Here is a 15,846-nt window from a genome sequence, read left to right on the forward strand (position 1 = left end):
GATTGCGACGGCTACGCTCATTGCTTAGGGACTGTAAAAGTGGAAAAGCACCACTTTTTCAGTTCCCTTGCGAGTAGGCGTTTGTGCTAGACAATAAGAAAAGCGCAAGCGCCTAGGCTCACGAGCGTAGGGCAGTGCAGGAATGACAACAGAAGTCCGCTCTTTGACTTCGGTTGTCACTTCCGAAGTGCCCCGCAGCGAGTAGGCGTTTGTGCTAGACAATGCCCGGGGTGCAAAAACTTATACTTTTACCTTATAAAAAAGGTAGTGGTGTTATTGTGCTCTCAAAGCTTCCAAAGTCTTCTGCACAATGCTCCATTACCCTTAAAATTTCCTTATTATTTTATCATAATACGATTTATTATGTACTTCTGTTCGCTTCTCAACTTACAATTAACTAAGAAAGAACTAGTTCCAAAAATATGCCATTTCCTTTTTTTTCATACCATCGGTCCTATTTCACTCCTTTAAGAGTTTATTAAGCAGACAAAATTATTTTCACTCCAAAGGCAATCAAAATAGCTCCACCAAGCCACTCACTATATCCATAAAAAAAGTTGCCCATCTTTCGCCCAACAATTAACCCTATCCAGGTAAGGACCGTACTCATTATGCCAAAACTGACTAACGTCACCCACGTTTTTGCTCCTAGCATACCAAGGCTTAGGCCCGCAGAAAAGGAATCAATACTTACACTAACAGCAAAAAGAACAAGCCCCCACCCCGTTGGACTGAGTATCGTGTCCCGTTCATGCTGAAAGGTTGCTGCAATCATTTGAATTCCTATAATTATCAGCATCCCACCCCCAAGAATAAAGGCAAGAAATCCAATGTGTTGAGATAATAATTTACCTAACACTAAACCGATTAACGGCATCATCACATGAAACCATCCCACCATGAGACCTATTTTAGCAATATGTTTATATCTTAACCCCATCAGACCCATTCCAATCGAAATGGAAAATGCATCCATACTTAAGGCAAATGCCATAAATCCTATTGTAACTAATTCTGCTATCACGAAATCACCCCTTGGACTGGCTACTCTAATGTATGCACGTCCAAGGGGTTTTATCTCTACAAAATCATTCTCAATCGGTTACTTTCCTGCTGTTATTTCAGATAGAATTTCACCACCTGCAGCCTTTCTTAACCGGTTCATAATAGCAGCTCCCAGATCGGTTTCCGGAAAAATTTCAGAGAAAATGATGTCCACGTTCCCTTCATCAAATTTTCGTAATGAATGGTATAACTGATTCGCTACAGTAGTAAGATCTTCCCTCGTCCCACAGACCACTTCCTGTGCCACAGGGGAAATCAACCCCTTTGCTTCTTCTGTTACAAGAATTCCCACTCTTTTCCCTGAACGTGAAGCTTCTTCCACTTTCTTTTTAAAAAATGGGATGCCGCCATTAATCATAATAAGGGGAGCGGCTGGGGCGTAGTGGGTATATTTCATGCCTGGAGAAATGGGAATCTCGTCCCTGTTCACCAATGCAGGATCCACAAATACCTCACCGACAACCTCTTCCAATGCTTCTTTTGTTATTCCACCGGGACGAAGAATCGTCACTTTTCCATTTGGATCAGTGCAGTCGATTACGGTTGATTCGACCCCAACCCCTGTTTTTCCTCCATCGAGGATCATTGGGATTCTCCCGTTTAAATCCTCGAAAACATGGGATGCTTCCGTTGGACTTGGTCTTCCAGATGTATTTGCACTTGGAGCAGCAAGTGGTAAATCAGATTCCATAATTAAAGCAAGTGCTATTGGGTGATCCGGGATTCTGATGGCAACTGTGGATAAGCCTGCAGTCACCTTTGGCGAAAGCTTCCCAGAATGCTTGAAGACGATTGTTAAAGGACCGGGCCAAAACACATCCATCAAATGCTGAGCATTTTTAGGTATCTCTTTCACATACTCCAGGACCTGGTCCTGCCTGGCAATGTGGACAATCAGTGGATTGTCGGACGGTCTTCCCTTCGCTTCAAAGATCTGACTAATTGCCTCATCAGATAACGCATTACCACCCAATCCATATACTGTTTCTGTGGGGAATGCCACAACTTCTCCACGATTCAGCAGTTGGGCTGCCCGTTTAATCCCAGTATGATTATGTAGTTGACCTTGATCTGATTCCGTCTCCACTTTGGATACTACTGTATCTTTCCGTTCCATTATAAAGCCCCCTTGATGCTATTTATTTTGCGACGGGAGCTTGAAAAAGTCAATTTTTCTATGCATCCTGAATCCGTAATGAAATTATTTCTGCATATTTATAAATCCTAATAATCTTTCGATTACAACTCATTGGAGAAAATACTCGAATCCGTTACTGGCGGACGCTTTCACACAAGGTACAAGTGCGACATCTGCTCATTCTTCGCAGTGTCTTCTTTGCCGCTGGGCACGGCCTCAGCCTCCTCAACGCCAAAACCAGCGTCTGCGGGGTCTTCAGCTCGCGCTATTCCCGCAGGAGACGCCGCCATTCACTTCTTCGAGTAAACGGAGGGATTCCATTAAACAAGTCTTCAAACCTTGTTATAATTAGAATGAAAACTAGTATTTGGATCAAATTCTTATTCACCAGGTGAGTGATATGATGAAAAATTAATTTAAAAGACTCAGATGAAACACTATCTACACATTCAGGATTAGGTTTAATAGGTTTACTTGCATCTAAAATGAAACTATCTAATCAAATAAATTGAAGGTGCCTGAAATAAAATCAGCCCCAACCCCAAAATGGTACTGTCATAAAATCTTATCTCGGACTTCTTTGTCAAAGTAAAAATGATTTTGATCTTATAGAACCCTTTAGACCAAATCTTTTTTAATCGAGCACTAGATATTACTAGTGTCCCACCAGTTCAACTCTACGACAAAGAATGGATCAACTAGCTAAATTCCATAGTGAATGGAAATCAGAGTGGAGTTTGAGGATGCTTGCGGTTTGCCCGCGGTTATGTAGACATGGATGGCGCACTTGTGCCAGTGGTAAAGGCGAGTAGATAAGATGGCCTATCAACACCTATTATCACGGATTCAGGTACATGTTAGTTAGTTGCCACTTATCCACATTTGGTGTGGATAAGTGGCGTTTTCCTGTGTATATCGGGAGGTGCCAGGCACCTCCCGATTTTTGTCGATTATTCCTTCACAAACACCGGAAGTCCGTTGGAAAGATGTTTTTTCACATCTTCTAATGCTAGTAACTCCACTGGAAGGTTATCGGTTGTGTTGTTAAATCCTAATGGCTGTAAAAAGGTCCCTTCTCCTGCTGCTAATAAATAAATCGTATCTAAGCCCTTTTCTTTCGCATAATGCAGTGTTGCTTCAAGGAACTCCAAGATAAATAATGATGTTACTTTTTCAGAATCAATAATTAATGTTCGAAATAGTCCCATTGTTTTCGTAATCTCTTGTATGCGGATAACGGAAACGAAATCCCCTTGATCATTTTCAGCAATAAGAAATGACGTCCAATCCACTGTATCAGGTAATTTGCCAACCCCTGTTTTCGCAATAAAATGCTGTATAGGTAATGTATCTTCTTCTGATGATTTCCTTACAATAAAGCTCATATTTCCACCCTTTCTATGAAATTAATAGGCTTGTACTCTATTACTATGCAAAGGTAGATATGATTATGACGGAAAGTGACACAACCAGTTAACGGATCTACAACAAAAAATCTACTATTCAAATGGTAATAGAATAGTAGATTTTGATTCTCTGTATTTCATATAAGAATTCCGTCATGTATTGGAAGAACTTTTATGCAAAAAATCCAACAATTAGGCTCTGAATCTGTCCATTATATTAGTAAAAACCTCTACGATGAAAAAAGAAACTTCAACCTCATCTTCTTCATTGGATTGATCTTCCTGAGGAGATTCTGTTTCGTGCGCCACTGCATCCCCATTTGAAAAATCTAAGAAACATAATGGGGGAAATAGTACACACCACCAATTATCTCCATTCCCATCCCCTAGGGTAATCACAACTGCCTCATAGTCACCTGCTGGATATAAGCGATTACCATAAAGCTTTGTTGGAAAAGATGTTTCCTGCAATGATACGTTGAACGCTTCATTACTTCCCACTTTTTCAAGTTCATTGGCTACAATTCCATACAGTATATGTATATTCTCATTAATGACATTTCTTGCAACTTCCACATCATGTAACTCTTCGACCCATGTGGTGATTTGTTCATTCACCGAATTCCGAATGTCCCTTTTTAATTTTTGGTCGAGTGGGGCATTACTATTTGCCAAGATTCGTAGTCTGATAGATTCTTCTGGTATAAACTGATCATCTGCTTTCACCGTCATAAGTTGTTGCCCTTCCCAAGATAATAGTAAAATAGATAATGACAATAATATGTATAAACGGATTCGTAGATTCATGTTTGACACCTTCCCTTCGTAGTCACCATTGTTAGCAAGTTGAGGGAATTTTAATCATCAAACATGAATAAATCGAACGACAAGTTATGACAATGGGATGACTAAAAAAGAATGATTTTATACTATTTGGTTGAAAGAAATAAAATACCTTACTCTATTGTCTGCTGTGATGCATCCCATGTCATTCGTTTTGCATAAAATTTCAACAATCAAAAATTCATCTGACGTTTTAAGAAAATGACTCTAAGTATATTACCAATCACTAAACCGGGTATGAGGGCGAGAATAGGTAGTATTACTGGCCCCAGAATTACTCCAAATAGTTTAAAACTCGTGGAGTATATTAATCCTATTGTGACTGTATAGGCACTGCATGCAAGCGGCAGATAAGAATAGGGACCTAATGAATCTCTGTTTTCGTCTCGATAAGCATCCCATAATCCAAACATATACAGACAGGGGTAAAACATTAGCCACTGGAAATTCGTCACCTCTATGGATTCCTGAATATTCCAATTAAAAGAATGGATAATGGCTAAGTTAAAATTGCTCATAACATTGACTATCACTTCGGATAGCATGAGTATAATTCCTTTAAATGGTTTTTTATTCAGGAACTGCCCAAAACCAGGTAATGCAATGCTCCATAATAAGGCCTCATATTTTTTACGTTTCTTTTTCTCCATATGATAATTTTCCTTACTGTTTTGATTTGAAAACATATTAAATTAGGTCATATTCAGCATTTTACTAACAGTTTATCCGTCCCCTTTTTAAGATACCGCGCTGCAATTATTGACGTATTAATTCCACCCGCTAGCAGCATTAAATTAATTATCCTCCATATCGATACCTCCTTTAAGTGCAGGCAATTTATAGTATTTACAAATACCCGTAATATATTTGAAAAAAGAGCATCCTTCACTTTTTCTTAACATATAAGAAAAGCGCAAGCGCCTTGGTCACGGGCGAAAGTCACTGGAAGGACTTTGACAGAAGCCGCTTTTTGGCTTCCCTGTGCTCCTGCGATTACTCGTCGCAAGGCAGCAAGGATGCAACTCAAGTAGCAGCCTGCCTGAAGTGATCCGAGCCCGTAGGCGATGGAGCTAGACAACTTGCCCGAAGGTGCCAATACTTATAAATTCTTATCTTTTTAAGAAAAGCGCAAGCGCCTATGGTCACGAGCGTAGGGTAGGATCGGCAAGTCGTGGTCCCTTTAGCTTCGTGATGGTATAAACTATTATGCGTTAAATGGGCTTTTGTTATAACACAGTTCTTTAAAATGGCCGGAGCTGTAGAATTTAAATTAGTTATGGGAGTTGGCTATAGTTGAATGATTTAAAGGATGGTAAGACATAATATCTTTAAAAAGGAGGGGATAATTTGTTTTTTAACCTTAAATTTAATGGAGTCAAGAAAATGTTAATCGCCAGTACTGTTTTATCCAGTATTTTAAGCCTTACAATGATCCTTTTGACTTTAATGCACCACTTTCAAATGAAAAAACTTTTACAAAGAAATTGTTAATTACCTTACTAGTCAATGGTTATCCTAAATTACTAACGATTGTTGAGAGATTCACTCTTTTTTCTATAATGGAAAAAGAAATAGGCTGGGACAAAAGTGTTTAAATGAATGAGAATCCGAAACGAAATAATCGTGAGATACTTCGCTAATACGATGTATTGTCTGCATTCTCAGTTAAACACTTTCGTTGTGTCCCAGCCTATTTCTGTTATTTAATTATTCATAAATCACAGAGATAACCATACGTTCTTTCCCGTTAATGTCGTCAAGAATTTCTACCGTTGCCCCGTTGAATTGTTCTACTATTAACTTCTTCACTGCTTCCCCTTGTCCATGACCGATTTCAAGAGCAATCATTCCTGGTTTTAATAGGAATTTTGGTATTTGTTTCACGAGACGTCGGTATATGTTTAAACCGTCTTCACCGGCAAATAAAGCCAGTGATGGTTCATGATCCACTACGTTGGCTTTCATCACCGCACGATCCCCTTCAGGAATATATGGTGGATTGGAAATGACAATACTTCCTTTTTCCCCTATAGAAGTGAGAGGCTCCAGAAGATCCCCCTTTAAAAACGTCACCTCTGCATGAAGACGTTTGGCATTCTGCTTCGCGACTGACAAAGCTTCCGGAGAGATATCCGTGGCGGTAACTATGCTGTCTGACAGTTCAAGGGCCAATGTAACTGCTATAATCCCGCTCCCCGTTCCCACATCGACGATTTTCACCGGTATCCCGTTACTGCTGTTATGTATCAGTGGCAGTCTTGCAAGGACAGCTTCGATTAATTCCTCCGTCTCCGGCCGTGGTATAAGGACATCCGAACTAACCAGAAAGGTTCTTCCATAGAAAGTTTCTTCCCCTGTGATGTGTTGAACGGGGGTACCTTTCGCTGCCAGATGAACATCCTTCTGGAATTTGTCCACCAACTCCTCTTCAAGGATTGTGTGGTATTCGGCGAGCAGGCGAGTTCTGCTCCAACCAGTATGATGTTGAAGCAGGCGTTCCCCAATTGCTGCTTCGTAATCATGTTCCTGTAAAAAAGAAGAAGCCCAACGGAGGGCCTCATAAACTTTCATCTTGTTGTTGTTTCCACTGTTCATGATTTATTTCCCTGCTTCTTCCATTGCGCGAGATTGCTCTTCCACAATGAGGGCATCAGTGATTTCATCAAGATTCCCTTGAAGGATTTGATCCAATTTTTGCAATGTGAGTCCAATTCGATGGTCCGTGACCCTGCTTTGAGGGAAGTTATATGTTCGGATACGCTCGGAACGGTCTCCGGTACCCACTGCTGATTTCCGGTTTTGAGCGTATTCCGCTTCCGCTTCTTTCCGGAATTTATCATATATTCTGGCACGAAGGACTTTCATTGCCTTTTCTTTATTTTTTATTTGGGACTTTTCATCTTGACAAGATACAACGACTCCTGTAGGAATATGGGTTAATCGTACGGCAGACATTGTCGTGTTTACACTCTGTCCCCCAGGTCCACTGGAAGTAAACGTGTCCACTCGAATGTCTTTGTCATGAATGTCCACTTCCACTTCTTCTGCTTCAGGAAGAACAGCAACGGTTGCGGTTGATGTATGGATTCTGCCACCTGATTCTGTCGTGGGTACACGTTGTACGCGGTGGGCTCCATTTTCATATTTCATTTTCGAATAAGCACCTTTCCCGTTGATCATAAAAATAATTTCCTTAAATCCACCAATATCATTTTCGCTCGATTCAATAACTTCTGGTTTCCAGCCTTGTGCTTCTGCATAACGGGAGTACATACGATACAAGTCCCCTGCAAATAAAGCTGCCTCGTCTCCACCTGCAGCACCGCGGATTTCCACGATAACGTTTTTTTCATCGTTTGGATCTTTCGGAAGTAATAGAACGCGAAGTTTTTCCTCCAGTGGCGGAATTTGCTCTTCCAGTTCTTCCAGTTCCATTTTGACCATCTCACGCATTTCTTGATCAAGGCTTTCTTGAAGCATCCCTTTCGCTTCGTCAAATTGTTGCTTAATCTCTTTATACTGACGGAACGTTGTTACGGTCTCTTCTATATCAGATTGCTCTTTGGAGTATTCTCTAAGCTTTTTAGTATCACTGATGACGTCAGGGTCCATTAAAAGCTCATTTAATCTTTCATATCGTTCTTCTACCGCTTCTAACCGATCAAACACGATTCTTCACCTCATTTATTTACACTAAACATCCTGTTTTATTATAGTATAGCGGATGTGGTTTGAGAAGCTACTGCTTCATCCGTTGTGCACGACAATTTCTCCAGCTATTACTTTCTACTACTCTTCACATTCTCCAGTTTAATTAAACGTTATTTTATGTTTATGTTGTTATGTTTGGAAAGTTGAGTGGATACGTAAGATTCCGTTCCCCTTACTTCATACTTCCTAAATCTCTTATTTTCACATTCATTATCACATCAATGTTTGCCGTCGGATACACTTCCTCTTTCCAGTTTATGGATTTCCAGTTTTCATACCCGATTTGATTTCGTACATATTGCCCAATACCTAAATTGTCTACTTTTTTCTCCTGCATTTGTTGAATCAACCTTTCCCCTTGTTCCTTTAAATGGTCCGCCAACTGGACTTCTAATTCCTTCTGAGAACTTGTTTTTGTAAGGTCTAGATCGCCAAAATATTCATCGATTGCTCCGATGATATCTACCTTCAGCTGGATCTCTGTAGGGGATAAGACCGTTAATTTTCGTTTTGTCCGTATGGTTGAAAAAGTCATATAAGCTCCCTTTTCTCCAGTTCCCGCCCCATTTTCCATATCTATGGTCACTTTACCTCCACGGTATCCCCCATGGAGCATTTTGAAGGTTCGTCCATCTACAGGATTCACTTTCATTATATATACATCGTCTTTAAAAAGGGCAATTCCGTCTAAAATCAGTTCATTTTGACCTTTCTTAAGAATTGCACAAATGGGATCGATTCCATCATCATAATAATCCCGGTTGAATTGATGCAGGGAGGTATCCACCGCGATACTTTCTTCTGTCTCTTTTTCCACCAAATGGGTAATATACCTTCCCGTTCTAGGATGCCTCGTATATTCGCTAGACAATATTTCTTTACCAGTTCCTTCTGCCACAATGATTCTAATATTTAATCCAATATGATGGTCCCTTACTAACGATTCTAATATATCTATTATTCCTTCCTTTGCCAAGTCTACATTAAAAAGGACGGAACGCATTTGCCCGCTTCCTAACATTCTGTCCGTCTTACGGGAAATGGCAGCTCTCCCATCTTTGCTAGAGCGGGCTTTCACTGAGATAATTTCCTTTTCTTCTTCCGCCTCTTCTGCTGTTTGGGGTATGGAAACAGTCATCATTAACCTTTCTCTTTCATCTTGGTTATTTTCTGTATTTAAATCATAGGCTACACTATGAATAAACCCAATTTCTTCTATGACATTCTGCTCGGCACACCCTATTAATATGATTGGAAAAAGAAACAGAGTTATTATTCTAAGAGCTTTGTCCACGTTGATGTCGCTCCTTTCTATTTTTCCTCCCAATTAGAAAGAGAAGAAGTAATGGTAACGAGAAGGAGAGGATTACTTCAGGTAAATTTAAAAAACGGAACAGGTTTTCCACATCCCTGAATAGATCTAGAGGAAATACGATTAAATAAGTAACTAGTAAAAAGCCAAATATGAACCAAGTTTTCTGGGACTTTGAGTATAATCTTTCTGATAGTTGCAAGGAGACCCAATAATACATCACTATTGTAATGGCCACTTTGATGACGAACAGGCTTAAGGTTAAACGTTCCACTCTCTCTAAAACCGGGGTTTGAATGAATTTCAAATATTTAATGGTGGGAAAGAGGATAATTTTAAGCTGTTCGAGACTATAAAAGCCAAAGCTGACAAAGCACACTCCTAAATAAATAATTGTGGAGATAAGATGCCCCCCCTATGATTGCTTTTGTTACCTTTGGGCCCTTTTCAATATAGGGAAAAACAAATAGTATTAATTCATATCCGAGAAAGGCAACATACGCTTCCATCCCTTTTGCAATAGGGTCCGAACCTCCCTTAAATAGGTAAGGAGTATAACGTAAGAGGCTAATCTCCGGTAACGCCACAACTAAAAGGGCCACAGTCCATACAGTCATGAAGAAAAAGACAACTATTATTTTACTAATGTTATAAATTCCTTTTGTAAGGAGATAAAAGCAAAATAATAAATAAATAGCTAATAGTAAATTAGGACTTGATTGAGGGAACATGTACGCCTGGATAATAAACATATAGTGTTTAGCAACCATTACAGCAATCAGGCTAAAAAATCCAATCATAACAACGTAGATAGGATAGACAACCCACTTAGGAAGAGTTCCCTCAAGAATTTGAATGGCACCCTCCCCGTTTCCTTTTTTGTAAACAAGGTTAATTAACAATATATTTACAAGACAAATAAACGATAGGGGCAAAATTACTAACCAGCCGTTTGTCCCAAATCCCTCTGCCACAATCCGGGGGATATTAAATAAGGTGACGGCTGACTGGATCATATAAATCATTATTGCAACTTGTGAATAATGAATTTTCTCTTCCAAGTCTATCCCCCCTTGGATACTGTCACTGTCATCTAGCTCATAAATTCATTCACTCTTGATTTCAAACATATTACTTTACTTCATCCTTACTTTGTTTTGTGGTTGATTAGATAGCGGTCTATTCTTCAGCATCCTCAATGGTGCCCGGATAAAAATATCTTTCCAATCACGAGGGTATGCTGGTGCTACAGGAGTTAAATATGGGGAATGAAGGCTCGTAATGGTTGTCACATGGATTGTGGCAGCACCGAGAGCTAACGTCATTCCAAATACCCCGAATATTGCAGCGGACATGATTAGACCAAAGCGAATAATTCTAAGAGAGTTACTCAAGGTATAAGAAGGCAATACAAAGGATGCAATGGCAGAACTTGCTACCGCTATAATAAGAATGTTACTTGTAAGTCCCGCTGCCACTACTGCCTGTCCAATAACAATTCCCCCTACGATACCAATCGTCTGCCCGATTTTAGTAGGCAGTCTTGCCCCCGCTTCTCGCAAAAATTCGATCATTAATTCCATCAGTAAGGCTTCAATAATAGGGGGAAACGGCACCCGCTGACGTGACTCTGCTATCGTCATCACCAAGTCTTCCGGGATCATCTCATAATGATACGTGATCACGGCAACGTACAGAGCGGTGAAGGTTAATGTAGTAAACAGGGCAATTAGTCTAAGAAACCTAAGCGCTGTTCCAATAATCCAGCGTTGGTTATAGTCCTCAGGTGATTGCATAAACTCAAAGAAGTTTGTTGGTGCGGTTATCACTAATGGACTACCTTCTAATAATATGGCAACACGCCCTTCCATTAGCTTCGATGAGACGGAATTTGGCAACTCTGTCATATAAAATTGTGGAAAAATGGCATTAGGTTGATCATCTAATAATTGTCCTAATATGTTAATATCCAATACGGCATCAATCTCAATGGCTTCGATTCGTTTTTTCAGCATTTTTACATACTTTTTATCTGTTATTCCTTCTATGTACATAATATAGGTGTCCTTTTTTGACACTTCACCTAACTGCATTTTCAGTACTTTTAATTTTGACGTTTTTATCGTTTTCCGAATTAAGGATATATTAGTCAATACATCTTCAATAAAAGCTTCATGGGACCCAACAATGATCGTCTCCAGTTCACTCTTTTCCACCTGTCGGTACTCAGGGCCAAAAACATTAAAAGAATAGGCTTTCCCTTGAAAAAAAATAGCCACATTACCAGACAATATTTTCTGAGAAAGTTCATTTGGGTCTGTTACTTCGATTGCATGTATCTTACTCATCCAAGAATGGACGTCTGCTTCCAATAAATAACCTGCTTTTGTTAGTATTTGATCCTCCATTTTTACCTTGTCCACAAGTACAGGAAAATAAATCAATGATACTTGGTTGCTTTGATATGTAATACACTCCACGTCCTGACAGCCTCTCAGTTCGTGTAGTACAGATAGCATGATTGGAGAAGTGACCCCGTTTTCTTCCAACGGATTTCTTTCCGTTTTTACTTCTCCTTGATTATTTCTCCTTGTTAGTTTACGAAAGAACATGGCAAGTTCCTTTCATTCTTCTGGATAAATTAACAAATTTAGGTTTTACCGTTTAGAATAACCTTATGCACTTTTATATAAGGATCCTCTTTACTTTCCCAATTCTTCCCTTGGAAAATTTATATACTTATAGGGATATTTAAGACAAGTCTTGCCAAACTAAACTGGAAATGAATTGGAAGGTCGGGGTTTTTCATGAAAAAAAGACGTTTGGTTATCTCCAGTATTTTATTGTTTGCGTTCGCTCTTTTTCTTCTTTTTCCTTATCTACAGCTTGAATATGCTTATGTCCCCTCCAAAGATAAACAAGTAAATGGGATCTCCATGGAGAATGGAACAATTCAACCATTCAGCACCACATCGGATAACGTTACCTCCGACCAGATTGCATTAGGGGAGGAGATGTTCTTTAAGGAATCCTTTGGAAATGAAGTTTTTTTTACGGATATCTTAGGCTTATTTAACGGTCCCCTTACCATCTCCAACATGGGAAAAGCTATTTTGAAGTTACGTGGACAAGGAACCTCGAACCTGCAGGTGGAGGCAGCAGAGGACTTTCAAGCGGGAAATATCTCCATCAAAAAAGGAGACCTGATCGATACTGGTCTAGATGTCGCAGAAGGTGCTGTAACACCAATAGGGATTAAACTCACATTAGATGAGGGACGGGTGAAAGCAGGTATTACCTGTGCATTGTGTCATGCCACAGTGGACCGTAACGGTCAAGTAATTTCCGGTAACCCAAACTCCGATTTAAATGTTGGTCTGACACTCGCTCTTGGAACTAACTCAGCATCTTATTTAACACATACAGAACTAGAAGCGATTGAAAAATTTGTAACAGATAATGCGAGGATGGTGGAAACCACTACTGGAGAACGGGTTCCCCTTCCAGACCAAGAAAAACTGGAACAATTTGTTGATAGTGAACTAGTAAAATGGCCTCCAGGAAGCAACGATACGACGATTGATAAACGAAATAATCCTGTACAAAGTATGGATACGTATACTGCCGGAGATCATCCTTATGGCTGGAGCGGTCAAGGAGGAACCGGGCCATTTAAGGGACTAAGTGCCGCTATTAATAATGCGCATGCCCAAAATATGGATGCCTTGTCTCAGTCAGAACTTTCTAATGCTGTGTTGGAAATAGATAAAGAACTTTATCTTGGTGTTATGCTCCAGAATGCTGCAAATCCAAAATACAAATATGACCCTGCAAAAGGGAAAAAACCATCTGAGTTTCTCAAAACGGTTGATCCTACACCTGATTCACCTGGAGTTATTGAGCTTGTCAAATCTTCCACTTTCCCCAAAATTAGTTATATGACAAGTACTGGTTTGTTTACCGGTTCACCTGGTTATGGCGCTTGGGAACAAATCAATGCCATGTCTGCTTTCATGAATCAGTTATCTCCTCCCAAAACGGAACTTCCCGAGGAGAAAAATACCATGAAAGAAGGGGAACGTGTTTTTAATCGTGCTGGCTGCAGTGCATCTCATGGAGGGGAATATTATTCAAATAATCGGTTAATACCAGTGGAGGAAATTGGGACGAACCCTTCCAGAGCTGGAAGTTTTGCAAAGTTCGAATTGCAATTTGATCCTAGCCCAAAACTTTTTACTTTCGACACGACTATTCCACTTCCTGAAAATCCGCAGACATTTCGTATAGATATGTCTTCTGAGCAGGAGGAACAATTATTGATGGGCTAGGCAAAAAATAACTCTAAAGGTGGTTACAAAACAAAAGGGTTACTGGGTCTTTATTGGAGTGCCCCTTACCTCCATGACGGAGGAGTTGCTGTGGGGAAAAATGGAGAGCTTGGTATTCCCGGAACACTCCTAAAAGGGGAAGCTCCTGATCCATACAATAGCTTAAATGTCCTCCTTGATTCTAAACTGCGAAAACAAGTTATTGAAGCAAATTTAAACAGGGAAGAACTAAGTACTGCTAATGTTTCCGGAAAGGGACATGAGTTCTGGATCGATTCGTCCACTGGTTTCACAAGTGAAGAAAGGGATGCGGTCATCCATTATTTGCTACGTCTTTCAGACAAAGAATAGGGGTGAAAACAAACATGAGGGCAATAACCTATCAAGGGATGCGGCAAGTAATGGTACAAGAAGTGCCTGAGCCTCAGATAGAAAACAATGATGATGCAATCGTAAGGATTACAGCATGTTCCATCTGTGGGTCGGATCTCCATTGTTATCATGGTTTCATACCTAGTATGGAAAAGGGAACAGTCGTTGGTCATGAAGGAATAGGCATCGTGGAGGAAGTTGGATCTGATGTCACGAATGTTAAAAAGGGAGATAAAGTGATCATCCCTTTTAATATTGGTTGCGGTGAATGTTTTTTCTGTAAAAATAAGTTGGAAAGTCTTTGCTCACGTTCAAATAACTATGAACTGGGAGGCGCTTACGGGTGCTCCCGTCTATATGGCCATTATCAAGGGGTTCAAGGGGAACTTGTAAAAGTGCCTTTTGCCAATTACAATCCTATTGTTGTACCAGAGGACTGTGAACTAACGGATGATGTCCTCGTTTTATTAACTGACGCCCTTCCCACTTCCCTTTGGGGTGTCGAAAATGCAAGGGTCAAGCATGGGGATACCGTTATCGTGATTGGTTCCGGGCCAATTGGTTTATTAACTCAAAAGCTCGCTTGGCTATATGGTGCTGAACGTGTGATTGCGGTAGACTGTGTGGATTCCCGATTGGAGCATGGGAGAAAAACCAATAAAGTGGAAGGTTATAACTTCCGCACTACCAATGATCTCTCGTCTATTTTAAAGGAAACAACGGGCGGCGGTGCAGATGTTGTAATTGATTGTGTGGGAATGAGTGGAAAAATAACAGCACTGGAGATGGTAGAAACAGCGTTACGTTTGCAAGGAGGGGCTATGGGTAGCTTAGAGATGGCCACTCAAGTAGTAAGAAAAGGTGGTACGATCCAGTTAATCGGTGTTTATGGAACACGTTACAACTTTTTCCCATTAGGTGATCTCTTCGCAAGGAATATTACCTTGAAAATGGGGGTTGCCCCTGTCACCCATCTTATCCCTAATCTCTTACAAAAGGTTCAATCAGACTGGATTTCACCAGCAGATATCATTTCTCACCATATGCGTTTGGAGGATGGGGAAAAGGCCTACAAACTTTTTGATAAAAACAAAGAGGAGTGCCTGAAGATAATTTTGCAACCATAGGTAATAAAGTTAGATCGAGAGGTTGTTGTTTTAATTTGATGGATGTACAAGAAAGTAAGGGCGTTTAAAGTAGGGGCGAAGGTAAGGGGCGTTGGAGGGATCGAGAAGGTGCGGCGGCGTGAAGGTTAATGGTTAATGGTTAATGGTGGGAGGAGGGACGTGTTTGTTGGTACTTGGGGTTTGGGGGATGGAACTATCTTGGTGCTTGGTGTGGCAGTGGGTGCAGTTGTCTTGTCAGTAGGGAATTTTAGTATTGTTTTTACCTAAGTAATGGGCTCCTCTCCCGTTCGGGCACAAGTTCGAGCATCTTCTTACCGAATACCTGACCGACGCTCCCGTTCGGGCACAAGTTCCGGCAACTTCCTACCGAAACTCAGGCTGACGCTCCGGTTCGGGCACAAGTTCCGGCAACTTCCTACCGAATACCTGACCGACGCTCCCGTTCGGGCACAAGTTCCGGCAACTTCCTACCGAATACCTCCCCGACGCTCCCGTTCGGGTACAAGTTCCGGCAACTTCCTACCGAAATTCCGACCGACCAATC

Annotated in this window: 14 protein-coding genes; 3 read left to right on the top strand and 11 right to left on the bottom strand. The window is 40.6% G+C overall.

Annotated features, from left to right (window positions below; translation table 11 throughout):
- Nucleotides 1-478 precede the first annotated feature (478 nt).
- From KS419_RS01070 to KS419_RS01120, 11 genes are all read right to left on the bottom strand, one after another.
- Complete coding sequence (locus tag KS419_RS01070; RefSeq protein WP_343215008.1) at nucleotides 479-1,024, bottom strand: manganese efflux pump MntP; 546 nt, start codon at nucleotides 1,022-1,024, stop codon at nucleotides 479-481.
- 78 nt (nucleotides 1,025-1,102) lie between these two features.
- Nucleotides 1,103-2,182, bottom strand: coding sequence for an L-threonylcarbamoyladenylate synthase (locus tag KS419_RS01075; protein ID WP_217064249.1), 1,080 nt, complete (start codon nucleotides 2,180-2,182; stop codon nucleotides 1,103-1,105).
- A gap of 971 nt (nucleotides 2,183-3,153) precedes the next feature.
- The gene (locus tag KS419_RS01080; protein WP_217064250.1) at nucleotides 3,154-3,588 is read right to left on the bottom strand and encodes a GNAT family N-acetyltransferase; all 435 of its coding nucleotides are present in this window, start codon (nucleotides 3,586-3,588) and stop codon (nucleotides 3,154-3,156) included.
- 213 nt (nucleotides 3,589-3,801) lie between these two features.
- The gene (gene spoIIR, locus KS419_RS01085; protein WP_217064251.1) at nucleotides 3,802-4,416 is read right to left on the bottom strand and encodes a stage II sporulation protein R; all 615 of its coding nucleotides are present in this window, start codon (nucleotides 4,414-4,416) and stop codon (nucleotides 3,802-3,804) included.
- A gap of 209 nt (nucleotides 4,417-4,625) precedes the next feature.
- Nucleotides 4,626-5,102: a hypothetical protein gene (locus tag KS419_RS01090; protein ID WP_217064252.1), complete on the bottom strand. Its 477-nt coding sequence runs from the start codon at nucleotides 5,100-5,102 to the stop codon at nucleotides 4,626-4,628.
- Nucleotides 5,103-6,159: 1,057 nt separating this feature from the next.
- On the bottom strand, nucleotides 6,160-7,047 hold the full coding sequence (prmC, locus tag KS419_RS01095) for a peptide chain release factor N(5)-glutamine methyltransferase (RefSeq protein WP_246593585.1): 888 nt from the start codon (nucleotides 7,045-7,047) through the stop codon (nucleotides 6,160-6,162).
- A gap of 3 nt (nucleotides 7,048-7,050) precedes the next feature.
- A complete protein-coding gene (gene prfA, locus KS419_RS01100) occupies nucleotides 7,051-8,121 on the bottom strand; it encodes a peptide chain release factor 1 (RefSeq protein WP_217064253.1) in 1,071 nt (356 codons plus the stop codon).
- Nucleotides 8,122-8,335: 214 nt separating this feature from the next.
- Complete coding sequence (locus KS419_RS01105) at nucleotides 8,336-9,457, bottom strand: Ger(x)C family spore germination protein (RefSeq protein WP_217064254.1); 1,122 nt, start codon at nucleotides 9,455-9,457, stop codon at nucleotides 8,336-8,338.
- Nucleotides 9,441-9,854: a GerAB/ArcD/ProY family transporter gene (locus KS419_RS25600; protein ID WP_217064255.1), complete on the bottom strand. Its 414-nt coding sequence runs from the start codon at nucleotides 9,852-9,854 to the stop codon at nucleotides 9,441-9,443. Before KS419_RS25600 ends, KS419_RS01105 begins: the two co-directional genes overlap by 17 nt.
- Nucleotides 9,826-10,536, bottom strand: a complete 711-nt coding sequence (locus KS419_RS01115) for a GerAB/ArcD/ProY family transporter (RefSeq protein WP_217064256.1) — start codon at nucleotides 10,534-10,536, stop codon at nucleotides 9,826-9,828. The genes KS419_RS25600 and KS419_RS01115 overlap by 29 nt, the downstream gene beginning before the upstream one ends.
- A 75-nt stretch (nucleotides 10,537-10,611) precedes the next feature.
- Nucleotides 10,612-12,087 (bottom strand): spore germination protein, encoded by a 1,476-nt coding sequence (locus tag KS419_RS01120; protein ID WP_246593587.1) that lies wholly within the window; start codon nucleotides 12,085-12,087, stop codon nucleotides 10,612-10,614.
- A gap of 195 nt (nucleotides 12,088-12,282) precedes the next feature.
- On the opposite strand from KS419_RS01120, the gene KS419_RS01125 reads away from it, so the two are divergent.
- The 3 genes from KS419_RS01125 (at nucleotide 12,283) to KS419_RS01135 (ending at nucleotide 15,302) form a co-directional block, all read left to right on the top strand.
- Nucleotides 12,283-13,803 carry an electron transport protein gene (locus KS419_RS01125; RefSeq protein WP_217064257.1) on the top strand — a complete coding sequence of 507 codons (1,521 nt, stop codon included), beginning with the start codon at nucleotides 12,283-12,285 and terminating at the stop codon, nucleotides 13,801-13,803.
- Between the two features lie 90 nt (nucleotides 13,804-13,893).
- The gene (locus tag KS419_RS01130) at nucleotides 13,894-14,154 is read left to right on the top strand and encodes a hypothetical protein (protein WP_217064258.1); all 261 of its coding nucleotides are present in this window, start codon (nucleotides 13,894-13,896) and stop codon (nucleotides 14,152-14,154) included.
- 14 nt (nucleotides 14,155-14,168) lie between these two features.
- Nucleotides 14,169-15,302, top strand: coding sequence for an alcohol dehydrogenase catalytic domain-containing protein (locus tag KS419_RS01135; protein WP_217064259.1), 1,134 nt, complete (start codon nucleotides 14,169-14,171; stop codon nucleotides 15,300-15,302).
- The last annotated feature ends 544 nt before the right edge of the window (nucleotides 15,303-15,846 follow it).

It is taken from the genome of Evansella tamaricis (assembly GCF_019042215.1).
GTDB classification, from domain to species: Bacteria; Bacillota; Bacilli; order Bacillales; family Salisediminibacteriaceae; genus Evansella; species Evansella tamaricis.